Source organism: Actinoplanes siamensis, from assembly GCF_016862395.1.
GTDB lineage: Bacteria > Actinomycetota > Actinomycetes > Mycobacteriales > Micromonosporaceae > Actinoplanes > Actinoplanes siamensis.
Genome location: NZ_BOMW01000072.1, coordinates 1 through 12319 on the forward strand (window position 1 = coordinate 1; position 12319 = coordinate 12319).

The following is a 12319-nucleotide window of genomic DNA, read 5'->3' on the forward strand; positions in this document are numbered from 1 at the left end:
AGCATGTTGCGCACGGCGGGGATCCTGTCCCGCCGATCCGCCAAGATCAAAATGCTACGACCGCCTGAATCCGCCGGCATCTGGATTGTCGAACGACCGCTGACAGGGAGGCAACGTGAGTGACCTAACGACCGGTGCGTACGCGCCGGGCGATCTCTCCGGTGACAACTCATCAAAGGCGAAGCAGGTCGCCACGGAAGGCAAGCAGGCGGCCGGCCAGGCGGTGTCCGAAGTGAAGGACACCGCCGCCGAGCAGGTGCAGCGCGTCACGTCCGAGGTCGGCGCCCAGGCCCGCAACGTGGCGGGCGAGGTGCGCGACAAGCTCGGCGAGCAGGCCCGCGCCCAGAGCGACAAGGTGGTCAGCGGCATCCGCCAGACCGCCGACCACCTCGACGAGATGCGCGGCGATCGGGCCGGCACCCCGGCGGCGGCGGTGGTCGCCCGGGTCGCCGACGGTGGCCGTCAGCTCGCCGACTACCTGGACCGCAACGGCCCCGAGGGCGTGCTGGCCGAGGTGCAGGACTTCGCCCGGCGCCGTCCGGGCGCGTTCCTGGCCACCGCGCTGGCGGCCGGGTTCGTGGTCGGCCGCCTCGGCAAGGGAGTGGCCAAGGCGGACCCGGGCTCCGGCCGTCCCGCCGCCGATCCGTACGCTCCGGTGACGCCCAGCGTCCCCGTGACGCCCGCCGCCCCGGCGGCGCCGGTGGTGCCGCCGTCGCCGGCCCCGGGCACCGACTACGCGGCCACCACCGGCGCCGGCGCGGACTACCCGAGCACCGGTGCCGGCGCGGACTACCTGAGCACCGGGACCGGCACCCCGCTGCCGGTCCAGGAGGAGTACCCGGTCGGGACGCGGGAGCCGCGGCCGTGACCACCCCGTACCCCCCGGATCACTCCGATCGGGCCGAACGGACCTCGATCGGCGAGCTGATCGGCAACATCAGCGACGACCTGTCGCAGCTGTTCCGCCAGGAGGTCGAACTGGCCAAGGCGGAGATCAAGCAGGAGGCCACGAAGGCCGGCAAGGCCGCCGGGATGCTCGGCGGCGCCGGATTCGCCGGCTACCTGGCCGTGCTGCTGCTCAGCCTGGCGGCGGTCTACGGACTGGACGCGGTCATGCCGGCCGGCTGGGCCGCGCTGATCGTCGCCGCGGTCTGGGGGATCGTCGCCGCGGTCCTCTACGTGACAGGCAAGAACAGGCTCAAGACCGTGGACCCGATGCCGCGGCGCACCGTCGACACGATCAAGGAGGACGCGCAATGGCTGAAGAACCCGACCGGCTGAGGCAGAACATCGAGCAGACCCGCGCGTCACTGACCCGGGACGTCGATCTGCTCGCCGAGAAGACCAGCCCGAGCAGAGTCGCGAAGCGGCGGTGGACCGCGGTGAAGGAGAAGGTCATGGGAACTGCGGATCACGCCAAGCAGGTGGCGACGGACACCACGTCGTCGGCGGTGGGCACCGTCGGTGACAAGGCGTCCCAGCTCGGCGGAGCCGTGCAGGACAAGGCGTCGCAGCTCGGCGACAGCGTGGGGGAGAAGGCACACGACGCGGCCGCGGCCGTGCGGAGCGCGCCCCGCGTGGTGGCCCAGCAGACCCAGGGCAGCCCGCTGGCCGCCGGCGTCATCGCGTTCGGCGTCGGGATGCTGGCCGCCGGCCTGCTCCCGGTCACCGAGGTGGAGCGCCGGGCCGGGCAGCAGCTCAAGGAGAACAGCGGCGAGCTGACCGAGAAGGTCAAGGACGTCGCCGCCGAGGTCAAGGACGAGCTCACCGGCACCGTGCAGCACGCCGCCCAGGAGGTCAAGGGCACCGCGCAGGAGGCCGTGCAGGCCACCAGGGAGCAGGCGCAGGACTCCGCTCGGCACGCCACGGAGCAGACCCGGCAGGCCGCTTCCTGAAACCGCGAGACAGCTGCCCGCCGGTGACGCCGGCGGGCAGCTTCGTCCACCGCCCTTACCGCGAGGAGAACTCATGAGCCGTCGTCCCCACGCGCCGGACATCGACGCGGCCGCGACCACCCGCACCGGCGAGGACGTGCCTGCCCGTCTGTCCCCCGTTCCGCCCGGGGCCGGGCCGGACAGCCCGGCGGAGCTGCGCGGTCGCGGAGTGTTCGCGGCGCTGCGCCGTACCGTCAAGCAGTTCTCCGTCGACAATCTCAGTGACTGGGCCGCCGCGCTCACCTACTACGGGGTGCTGTCGATCTTCCCCGGCATCCTGGTCATCGTCTCGCTGCTGGGCCTGCTCAGCGACAACAGCCAGCAGGTGGTGCAGGACGCCGCCCACCAGCTGGCCCCCAACGAGCAGCTACGAAGCCTGGTCGACACGGTGCTCACCCAGGTCAGGGACCCCGGCACGGCCGGTCTCGCGGCGATCTTCGGTGTGCTCGCCGCGTTCTGGTCGGCGTCCGGCTACGTCGGCGCGTTCATGCGCGCGTCCAATGCGGTCTACGACGTGCCGGAGGGCCGTCCGATCTGGAAGACGTTGCCCATCCGGGTCGCCGTCACCGCTGTCGTCGGCGCGATGCTGATCGTCTCCGCGGCCATCGTGATCTTCACGGGTGACCTGGCCCGTCTGGTCGGTGACCGGGTCGGCCTCGGCGACGCCGCCGTGACCACCTGGAACATCGCCAAGTGGCCGGTCCTGCTGGTGCTGGTCAGCCTCATGTTCGCGATTCTGTACTGGGCCTCGCCGAACGCCCGGACCGGCGGGTTCCGCTGGGTCAGTCCCGGCGGCCTGTCCGCCGTGGTGCTCTGGATCCTGGCCTCGGTGGCCTTCGCCATCTACCTGGCGAACTTCGCGAACTACAACAAGACGTACGGCACGCTGGGCGGCGTCATCGCCTTCCTGGTCTGGATGTGGATCACCAATATCGCCGTTCTGCTCGGCGCCGAGCTCGACGCGGAACTGGAACGCGGCCGGGCGATCGCGGCCGGCCACGATCCGGCCGACGAGCCGTTCCTGGAACTGCGCGACGACCGGAAAATCAAGAAAGGCAGCGAAAAAGGGCTCAGCATCGATTGAGAATGCGGCGAGCGGGCGGTGATCGAGAATGGGCGATCCTGGCGGATCTGTCCGCGCCGGCGCGAGCCGTCACAGTCGAAGCCGGTCGGCTCCCCCGCACACCGCCACCGGCGTCGAGGGCTGACGGTGCCGACCGTGATGCCCTCGCGCGGCTCGCCGCGCTCCCGCCCGATGTGATGTTGACGCTCGGTGAACAGGCGGGAAGCCCATCGTGTCGGTTCGCCGTGCGGAACCAGACCCTTCGGTGAAGTAGCTGACAGTCCGGTTTGGAGTGGTAGGGGCGGGGTACCCGGGTGCGCCCCGGCACGGACGCGCCGTAGCCCGGGGCGCAAGGAGGCGCTACCCCATGGACCAGGACGATCTGCTCACCCGGATCCAGAAGAGCGGGCGCCTGCACGGGCGCAACGAGAGCCGCCGGATCACCGCCACGGTGCTCGGCGCGCTGAGCGAGCTGCTGCCCGCGTCGGCGTACCGCCGGCTCACCGCGGCACTGCCGGAAGAGCTGCGGCAGCGCCTGCCCGCTGCCGAGATCGGCCGGATCGTGGAGATCGTGGACTGCCGGCGGTTCCTCACCCGGATCGCCGACCGGCTCTACGCCGACGGCGGGGACGCCGCGTTCCTGGTACGGGTGGTCCTCTCGGAGCTGAACGAGGGGGCGGGCGGCGTGTCGCCGGCCGAGCTGGCCCATCTGGTGCCGATGGACCTGCGGCCGCTGTTCCGCTCCCGGCCCCTGATCCCATGGGTCGCCGGCACGGCCGGTGTCTCCGCCACCATGAGCGTCTCCGCGACCTCCAGCGTCTCCGACACCTCCCGGCTCGCCGGCGCTTCGGTCGTGTCCAGTGCTTCGGTCCTGTCGAGTGCTTCGGCTCTGCCCGGCGCTTGCGGACTCTCCGGCGTCTCCGGCATGGAAACGCTGGTCCGCAGGACCGGCCGGATGGCAACCGCTGAGGCGGCGGGCCGGATGGCGGCCGGCGAGACCACGATGCGGATGCCCACCGCGGAGAAGGTCTGATTCGTCCCAGGCCCCCGCCGCGCTGCTGGCGACGGCTACGCCATCCAGCGGCGTTCCCCGAAACGGCTACGCTTGCCACGGTCGTGTCTTGTCACCACCATGGGCGCCAGCTCGGCAGGTCGGGCTGGGGGCTGGTGGTCCCCAACCGCGTCTCAGCCCGGGTGGTCATTCCGCGCTGAGGCGGCCGAACGTCGACCGGTGGAACACCAGCGGCCCCAGCTCGTCCGCCTGGTCCGCCGGATGGTCGACGGCGTGCAGCTCGAGCAGGACGATCGTGTGGTCGCCGGCCTCCACCTCGCGGTAGACGGTGGTGTCGAAGCGGGCCAGCCCGTCGTCGATGGTGACCGCGCCGTCCTCGCTGACCGACGCCGGGATGCCGTCGAAGCGGTGTGCGACCGGGCCGGCCAGCTGGCGGCAGATCGCGCCGTGGTGGGCGGCCAGCACCGTCACCCCGAGGTGGTCGGCGCGGCGCAGGTCGGGCCAGGTCTTGGAGGTGTTGGCGATCGAGAAGGACACCAGCGGCGGGTCGAGGCTGATCGAGGTGAACGAGCTGGCGGCGAGGCCGACCAGCCGGCCGTCGACGCTTGCCGCCACGGCCACGACGCCGCTGGGGAAGACGCCGAAGGCGCGGCGGAGCCGGATCGGGTCGAGGTCCTGGTTGGTCACGAAGGTCGCCGGAGTCTGCGAGAGGGTCATCAGGGTCTTCCTTACCAGGCGGAGAGGCGGGCACTACCGGAGAGGGTCAGGCGGCCCGTGTGGCGGCCTCGGCCACGACGAGACGGTCCTCGTCCCGGTGGAGCCGGTACTGGTGCACGGTGTACGCGAACGCGGCGAGCCAGATCGCGGCGATGGCGAGGTAGCAGGCGTACCGGACGGTGTCCGGCTCCCCGATCGGAGTCGCTGCGCAGCAGCGAGCGGGTGTTGGCCGGGATGCCGGAGGAGGACGCACAGGCCCAGGACCAGCAGGACGAGTGGTCGCATCACTGACCTCCCCTCGACGACCGACCCTAATCTATAGCGTTCCTATAGGGTTTCGGAAGTATCAGGGACGTCACAGTCCGCGTCGATCACGCCGACTGGCGGGTCACCAGGGTCGGCTCGTAGATGACCGAACTTACCCGCGCGTCCGGGTCCGCTATCCGGGCGAGCAGCAGTTTCGCCGCCTCGGCGGCCATATCCTCCAGCGGGTGCCGCACGGTGGTGAGCGCCGGCCGGGCGGCGAGCGCCGCGCTGCTGTCGTCGAAGCCGACCACCGCGACGTCCTCCGGCACCCGCTTACCGGCGTCCCGCAGTACCAGCAGCACGCCGAGCGCCATCAGGTCGTTCGCCACGAACACCCCGTCCAGCCGCTCGCCGAGCAGCGAGCGCATCGCCTGCTCGCCGCTGTCCTGCGTGAAGTTGCCCTGTCGCAACGGGACCCAGGCGTGGCCGTGCCGGGCCATCGCGCGCCGGAAGCCGGTGATCCGGTCCTGGCTGGCCGGCACGTCCGCGGGTCCGGAGATCATGCCGATCCGCTGGCAGCCGCGCTCGACCAGGCGGTCCGCGGCCAGCGCGGCGCCGGCCTCGTTGGCCAGGTCCACGTAGCTGACCGGGACCGGCTCGGCGGGCCGGCCGATCAGCACGGCCGGGATGCGGGCCTCGGCGAGCAGGCCGGGCAGCGGGTCCCGGGCCGGCAGCGACAGCACCACCGCGCCGTCGGCCTGCCCGTTGCGCAGGTCGCCGACCAGCCGCTTGTGACCCGGTGCCCCGACCATCTGCAGCGCCAGCTGGATCCCGGCCGGGCGCAGCACGCTCATCAGCCCGCCGACCACCCGGCCGAAGTAGGGATCGGCGAAGAAGCGGCTCATGAACGGGTCGTCGTCGTGCGTCTCGGAGTCGGAGACGACCAGGGCCACCGTGCCGCTGCGCCGGGTGACCAGCGAGCGGGCCACCTGGTTGGGCACGTAACCGGTCTGCTCGACGGCGCTCCAGACCAGCTCGTGCAGCTGCGGGTCGACGTTGCGGACGCCGTTGACGACCCGCGAGACGGTGGCCCGCGAGACGCCCGCCACGCGGGCTACGTCCTCGAGCGTCGGTAGCCGGTGGCTCTGCATGCCGCTTTTATAGCACGGGCGGAGAGCGCTTTCCGCTGGGTGCGATCAGAGCCGCCGGTTTGCCGCCGGCTGGGCGGTCCGCGATGTTCCGGAACCCCAAACCATTGACGTATGTCGTGAGCGGCTCGAACACTGGAAAGCGCTCTCCAAGCGTCCCGTCCTCCAAGCCTTGGGAGATCCCCGTGCACAGAAGAACGTTGAGACGGCTCGTGGCGCCACTGAGCGCCCTGGCCCTGGCCGGCGCCCTGCTGGCCGCCGCCGGCCAGTCGGCCTACGCCGCCGACACCCTGCTCTCGCAGGGCCGGCCCGCCCTCGCGTCGTCGACGGAGAACGGCGAGGCCCCGGCGATCGCCGCGTTCGACGGCCGCTCCGACACCCGCTGGGGCAGCCAGTGGGCCGACCCGCAGTGGATCCGCGTCGACCTCGGCGCCACCGCCACCATCACGCAGGTCAAACTGCAGTGGGAGGCGGCGTACGCGACGGCCTTCCAGATCCAGACCTCGCCCGACGGCAACGCCTGGACCAGCATCTACAGCACCACCACGGCGACCGGCGGCAACCAGACGCTGGCGGTGAACGGCTCCGGCCGCTACGTCCGGCTCTACGGCACCCAGCGCGGCACCGGCTACGGCTACTCGCTGTACGAGTTCCAGGTCTACGGCACGTCCTCGGCCACGCCGCCGCCCAGCGGCGGCCCCGGCTACGTGTACGCGAACCCGCCGGTCACCGGCGTCGTCCCGTCCACCAAGGTGCCGCCCGCGCAGAATCCGCCGGTCACCCACCACGAGTTCCAGGCCAACTGCTCGGTGAGCCGGACCAACCTGAACGACGACCCGATCGTCTTCCCGGGCCTGCCGGGCGCCTCGCACTCGCACACCTTCATGGGCAACCGCACCACCAACGCCGGCACCACCCTCGCGTCGCTGCAGGCCGGGGCCACGTCCTGTATCACGCCGGGGGACCGGACCGGCTACTGGATGCCGACCCTGCTCAACGGCAGCACCGCGGTGCAGCCGGACGGGCCGCAGGTCATCTACTACAAGAGCGGCGTGATCGACTACACCAGCGTGCGGCCGTTCCCGCCGGGCCTGCGCTACGTCGTCGGCAACCCGACCTCGACGCTCGACGAGTTCCGCAACCACCCGGGCGCGGTGGAGGGCTTCGAGTGCGGTGACAGCGTGCGCAACTGGGACATCCCGGCCAACTGCGTGGCCGGCTCCCAGCTCAACGTCCGCTTCCAGGCGCCGAGCTGCTGGGACGGCATCCACCTGGACACGCCGGACCACAAGAGCCACATGGCGTACCCGATCGTCGGCGTCTGCCCGGCCGACCACCCGGTCGCCGTGCCGATGATCGAGTTCAAGATGGCCTGGCCGGTCAGCGGGAACATGGCGAACGTGCACTTCTCCAGCGGACGCGGGTACTCGTTCCACTACGACGTCTACAACGCCTGGGACACCCGGGTCCTGGCCGCGCTGACCAGCCACTGCATCAACGGCGGCCTGCAGTGCAACCCGCGCGGTTTCGACCAGTACAAGCCGGACCGCGGGGCCGCGCTCAACGAGAACTACGAACTGCCCTGACGTTCCCGGCCACTGCCGATAACGCTTTCTCAGTAATCTTCCCGTAGTTTTTCCAGAGTCGCCGCGCGCGTTCGAAGAATGCGCGCGGCGAGCTCCTTCGTGCGCGTTTCCGCGCCGCTGGCCTGCTCGCCGGTGGCCAGCTTCTGTCCCTGTTCCAGGTGCTCCCGGAGGCTCTTGGCGAGCAGGTCGTCGAAATTCTCGCCGCGCTGGCGGGACGCCTCGGCGAGCAGGGACGGTGTGACCATCCCGGGCATCGGCATCCCCTTGTGCGGGTTCTCCGACGGCAGGCCGGCCTCGTCGTGCAGCTCCCGAAGCGTGCCCAGCTCCTCCGTGGTGAACGTCCTGACCTGCGCGGACAGGTCTTTCAGGCCGGGGTCGGCGGTCTTCGTGCCGGCCAGGTCCAGCAGCGGCAGCAGCTCCTCGTTCATGGCGATGTTGATTTCGACCCAGGCCAGATCGGTCCCGCCGAAGGTGGACTTCGATGGCTGCGCGGGCGGGGGATCGGCCGGGCCGGCGCAGGCGGCCAGCCCGAGCAGCAGGGATGCGGCGAGAATGCGGGGATTCGTGAACACGAGCGGAGCTTGCAGTTCCGGAACCAGCCATGTCAATGGGAACTATTGACCTCCGGCAACATGAGCGAAACAATCGCTTTCGCTTGGAGAGCGCTTTCCCTGTTCCTGGAACAGGCCTTCGTCCGGCAACAGTCCCCATTGGGTGTGATCATGAGTCAGACACTGCGCGCCCGCCGCAGAACGACCCTCACCTCGGCCGTCCTGGCGTGGCTGCTCGGCCTCGCCACCGTGGCCGTCACCACCGTGGCCGTCACCACCGCGGCCAGCGCCGCGGAGACCCTGCTGTCGCAGGGCAGACCCGCCACCGCGTCGTCGCAGGAGGGCAACGACGTCGGGCCGGCCAACGCCTTCGACGGCAACGACGGGACGCGCTGGTCCAGCCAGTTCGCCGACCCGCAGTGGATCCGGGTGGACCTGGGCGCCACCGCCACGATCAGCCGGGTGGTCCTGCAGTGGGAGGCCGCGTACGCGAAGGCGTACCAGATCCAGACCTCGGCGGACGGCGCCACCTGGACCACCGCCTACTCCACCACCAGCGGCGCCGGCGGCACCGAGACGCTGACCGTCCCGGCCTCCGGGCGGTACGTCCGCCTCTACGGCACCGCGCGGTCCTCCGGCTACGGCTACTCGCTCTGGGAATTCAAGGTCTACGGCACGACCGGCGGCGGCACCACGACCCCGCCGCCGGACCCCGGCTTCAGCACCGTCTGGCAGGAGAACTTCGACGGCGCCGCGGGCACCTCCCCGTCCGGCGCGAACTGGCTGCTGCGCACCGGCACCCAGTACCCGGGCGGCGCCGCCAACTGGGGCACCGGTTCGGTCGAGACCGCCAGCGACTCCACGGCGAACGTCGCGCTCGACGGCGCCGGCCGGCTGAGCATCACGGCGATCCGCGACGGCGCCGGCAAGTGGACCTCCGGCCGGATCGAGACGCAGCGCGCCGACTTCACGCCGCAGCCGGGTGAGATGCTCAAGTTCAGCGCGGTGCTCAAGCAGCCCGGCGTCGCCAACGGCCTCGGCTACTGGCCCGGCTTCCGCGCGACCGGCGCCGCGTACCGCGGAAACTTCAACAACTGGCCATCGGTCGGCGAGACCGACATCATGACCGACGTCAACGGCCGGGACCAGCTCGCCCAGACCCTGCACTGCGGCACCGCCCCGGACGGCCCGTGCGCCGAGTACACCGGGCGCTCGTCCGGCTTCGCGTCCTGCGTCGGCTGCCAGGCCGGCTACCACGAGTACGCGCAGGTCGTCGACCGCACCAAGACCGATGAGGAGATCCGCTTCTACCTCGACGGCAGGCAGACCTGGGTGGTCCGCGAGTCGCAGGTCGGCGTCACCGCCTGGAACGCGGCCGTGCACCACGGCTTCTACCTGCGCCTCGACCTGGCCATCGGCGGCTCGCTGCCGAACGCGGTCGCCGGGATCACCACGCCGGCCGCGGACACCACCTCCGGCGGCGTGCTCAGCGTCGACTCGGTCACGGTGTCCCGGGCGACCGGAGCCACCCCGGCCGCGATGACCGATCCCGCCGTGCCGGCCGGCCCCAGCGTCGTCAAGGTCACCGGGACCCAGGGCAACTGGACGCTGACCGTCAACGGCACGCCGTGGCAGGTCAAGGGCATGACCTACGGGCCGCCGCAGGCCGCCGCGGACGGATACCTGCGCGACCTGAAGAACATGGGCGTCAACACCATCCGGATCTGGGGACCGGACGCGAACACGCCGATCCTGCTCGACACCGCGGCCCGGTTCGGCATCAAGGTGATCGTCGGGCTCTGGCTCAACCACGGCGCCGACTACGTCAACGACACCGCCTACAAGACCGCGGCCAAGGCGGATGTGCTCAACTGGGTGAACCAGCTCAAGGGCCGGCAGGGCGTGCTGCTCTGGGACGTCGGCAACGAGGTGATTCTGGAGATGCAGAACTACGGGCTCTCCGCGGCCGAGGTGGAGGCGCGGCGGGTCGGCTACGCCAAGTTCGTCGACGAGCTCGCCGAGGCCATCCACGGCGCGGACCCGAACCACCCGGTGACCTCGACGGACGCGTACACGTACGCGTGGACCTACTACAAGCAGTACTCGCCGGCGCTGGACCTGCTCGCGGTCAACTCGTACGGGGCGATCGACACCGTGAAGCGGGACTGGATCGCGGGCGGCTACACCAAGCCGTACATCCTCACCGAGGGTGGCCCGGCCGGCGAGTGGGAGGTGCCCAACGACGTGAACGGGGTGCCGACGGAGCCGTCCGACCTGCAGAAGAAGGCCGGGTACACGTACAGCTGGAACGCGATCAAGGGGCACCCGGGCGTCGCGCTCGGGGCGACCGAGTTCCACTACGGCCTGGAGAACGACTTCGGCGGGGTGTGGCTGAACACCACGACCGGTGGCTGGCGCCGGCTCGGCTATGCGGCGCTGCGCGAGGCGTACACCGGGCAGCCGGCGCCGAACACCGCGCCGGAGATCTCCGCGATGACGGTGTCCAACCAGACGGCGGTGCCGGCGGGCGGGACGTTCACGGTCAGCGCGACCGCCTCCGACCCGCAGGGCGATGCGATCCGGTACAACCTGATGGCCAGCGACAAGCACCTCAACGGCAACAAGGGTCTGCGGTACCTGACCTTCACCCAGACCGGGAACGGTCAGTTCACGGTCCGGGCGCCGGAGACCCTCGGAGTCTGGAAGGTCTACGTCTACGCCTACGACGGTCAGGGCAACGTGGGCATCGAGCAGCGCTCGTTCAAGGTGGTGCCGCCCACTCTGCCCGGCACGAACCTGGCGCGGGGCAGGACGGTGACCGCTTCCAGCTACCAGCCGACCGGCACGAACGGGCCGCAGCTGCCGTCGTACGCGGTCGACGGCGACTACGGCACGCGCTGGGCCAGCGAGTGGGTGGACTCGGCCTGGCTGCAGGTGGACCTCGGTTCGGTGCAGTCCTTCGACGACGTGCTGCTGGCGTGGGAGGCGGCGTACGCCAGGTCGTACCAGATCCAGACGTCGAACGACGGCAGCACCTGGACCACCGCCTACGCCACGACGGCCGGTGACGGCGGGTTCGACCACCTGGCGATCTCCGGGTCCGGGCGTTATGTCCGGGTGAACAACACCGCCAGAGCCACGGCGTACGGCTACTCGCTCTACGAGTTCGGCGTCTACCGCTCGTAGTGGCATCGTCGGATGCGGCGGATATTCTGGACATGTCATGACTGCTGACCTGCTGGACATCCGCCGCGTCCACGTCGAGCCCCGGCTGGCCTGCTCGACCAGCTCGACGCCGCGATCGGGCCCGCCGCGAAGGCCCAACCCGCCGCCGAGGTGATCTTCCTGACCCACAACCGGGACCCGCACGAGGTCAACCTCGGGTGGCATCGCAAGGCCGAGGAGCTGATCCGGCGCCCCGACCTCCAGCAGCCGGAACGCTCCCAGAACGGGTCGTGGAAGGTGCGTTACCGGACCGGCGCCGAGGGGCGGCGGTACGTCGCCACGCTGCTCGACCCGATCGCCGCGCGGACACCCTACCGCCGCGTGCGCTACGCGTTCTGACGTGCACACCGTCGAACTGCTCCTGGACGACGAGCTTGCTGACGCCGTACGCCGGCAATGGGATTTTCTGCTCGAAGCCGGACTGCCGAGCCTGGCCGGCCATCCGCATCCCACCAACCGCCCGCACCTGACCGTGGTCCGGGCGTCGTCGCTGGCCGGCCTGCCCGCGCTGCCGGTGCCGCTGGCCGCGGAGCTCGGGCCGGCACGCAAACTCGGGCGGGCCCTGGTGCGCCAGGTGACGCCCACCCCGGAGCTGCGTGAGCTGCATTTCCGGGTGTGGTCCGCGCTGCCCGACGCGTGGCCGCCGCCGGGGGAGTGGGTGCCGCACGTCAGCCTGGCGCTCCGGTTTCCGCTGCCGGACGTGCCCGCGCTGCCCGCCGGCGGCGATCGTGGCCAGTTCGTGGCGGCGCGCAGCTACGACACCGTGACCCGCACCGTCCACCCCATCGTGCCCGGGTAGAGACCACGGCCCCAGCCCGGTCCGCCGAGCTGGGGCCC

At 71.0% G+C, this 12319-nt stretch carries 13 protein-coding genes; 9 read left to right on the forward strand and 4 right to left on the reverse strand.

Features of this window, described 5'->3' with window-relative positions; genetic code table 11:
* Positions 1 to 115 precede the first annotated feature (115 nt).
* From Asi03nite_RS32455 to Asi03nite_RS32475, 5 genes are all read left to right on the forward strand, one after another.
* Complete coding sequence (locus Asi03nite_RS32455; protein ID WP_203684332.1) at positions 116 to 868, forward strand: hypothetical protein; 753 nt, start codon at positions 116 to 118, stop codon at positions 866 to 868.
* The gene (locus Asi03nite_RS32460; RefSeq protein WP_203684333.1) at positions 865 to 1281 is read left to right on the forward strand and encodes a phage holin family protein; all 417 of its coding nucleotides are present in this window, start codon (positions 865 to 867) and stop codon (positions 1279 to 1281) included. Before Asi03nite_RS32455 ends, Asi03nite_RS32460 begins: the two co-directional genes overlap by 4 nt.
* Positions 1257 to 1895, forward strand: coding sequence for a DUF3618 domain-containing protein (locus tag Asi03nite_RS32465; protein WP_203684334.1), 639 nt, complete (start codon positions 1257 to 1259; stop codon positions 1893 to 1895). Before Asi03nite_RS32460 ends, Asi03nite_RS32465 begins: the two co-directional genes overlap by 25 nt.
* Positions 1896 to 1968: 73 nt before the next feature.
* Positions 1969 to 3018 carry a YihY/virulence factor BrkB family protein gene (locus tag Asi03nite_RS32470; protein ID WP_203684335.1) on the forward strand — a complete coding sequence of 350 codons (1050 nt, stop codon included), beginning with the start codon at positions 1969 to 1971 and terminating at the stop codon, positions 3016 to 3018.
* 346 nt (positions 3019 to 3364) lie between these two features.
* Entirely contained in the window at positions 3365 to 4030 is a 666-nt protein-coding gene (locus Asi03nite_RS32475; protein WP_203684336.1) for a DUF2267 domain-containing protein, read from the forward strand.
* Between the two features lie 165 nt (positions 4031 to 4195).
* Here the strand turns inward: Asi03nite_RS32475 and Asi03nite_RS32480 are convergent, their stop codons facing one another.
* From Asi03nite_RS32480 to Asi03nite_RS32490, 3 genes are all read right to left on the reverse strand, one after another.
* A complete protein-coding gene (locus Asi03nite_RS32480; protein ID WP_203684337.1) occupies positions 4196 to 4726 on the reverse strand; it encodes a flavin reductase family protein in 531 nt (176 codons plus the stop codon).
* Between the two features lie 46 nt (positions 4727 to 4772).
* Positions 4773 to 4979, reverse strand: coding sequence for a hypothetical protein (locus Asi03nite_RS32485; RefSeq protein ID WP_203684338.1), 207 nt, complete (start codon positions 4977 to 4979; stop codon positions 4773 to 4775).
* Positions 4980 to 5097: 118 nt separating this feature from the next.
* Complete coding sequence (locus Asi03nite_RS32490) at positions 5098 to 6123, reverse strand: LacI family DNA-binding transcriptional regulator (RefSeq protein WP_203684339.1); 1026 nt, start codon at positions 6121 to 6123, stop codon at positions 5098 to 5100.
* A gap of 197 nt (positions 6124 to 6320) precedes the next feature.
* Between Asi03nite_RS32490 and Asi03nite_RS32495 the strand changes: the two genes are divergently transcribed.
* Complete coding sequence (locus tag Asi03nite_RS32495; RefSeq protein ID WP_239103086.1) at positions 6321 to 7706, forward strand: DUF1996 domain-containing protein; 1386 nt, start codon at positions 6321 to 6323, stop codon at positions 7704 to 7706.
* Positions 7707 to 7735: 29 nt separating this feature from the next.
* On the opposite strand, the gene Asi03nite_RS32500 is transcribed toward Asi03nite_RS32495, so the two are convergent.
* Complete coding sequence (locus tag Asi03nite_RS32500) at positions 7736 to 8278, reverse strand: DUF305 domain-containing protein (protein WP_203684341.1); 543 nt, start codon at positions 8276 to 8278, stop codon at positions 7736 to 7738.
* A 150-nt stretch (positions 8279 to 8428) separates the two neighbouring features.
* On the opposite strand from Asi03nite_RS32500, the gene Asi03nite_RS32505 reads away from it, so the two are divergent.
* From Asi03nite_RS32505 to Asi03nite_RS32515, 3 genes are all read left to right on the forward strand, one after another.
* Positions 8429 to 11443 carry a discoidin domain-containing protein gene (locus Asi03nite_RS32505; protein ID WP_203684342.1) on the forward strand — a complete coding sequence of 1005 codons (3015 nt, stop codon included), beginning with the start codon at positions 8429 to 8431 and terminating at the stop codon, positions 11441 to 11443.
* A 150-nt stretch (positions 11444 to 11593) separates the two neighbouring features.
* Positions 11594 to 11821 (forward strand): hypothetical protein, encoded by a 228-nt coding sequence (locus tag Asi03nite_RS32510; protein ID WP_239103087.1) that lies wholly within the window; start codon positions 11594 to 11596, stop codon positions 11819 to 11821.
* 1 nt (position 11822) lies between these two features.
* Entirely contained in the window at positions 11823 to 12281 is a 459-nt protein-coding gene (locus tag Asi03nite_RS32515) for a 2'-5' RNA ligase family protein (RefSeq protein ID WP_203684343.1), read from the forward strand.
* The last annotated feature ends 38 nt before the right edge of the window (positions 12282 to 12319 follow it).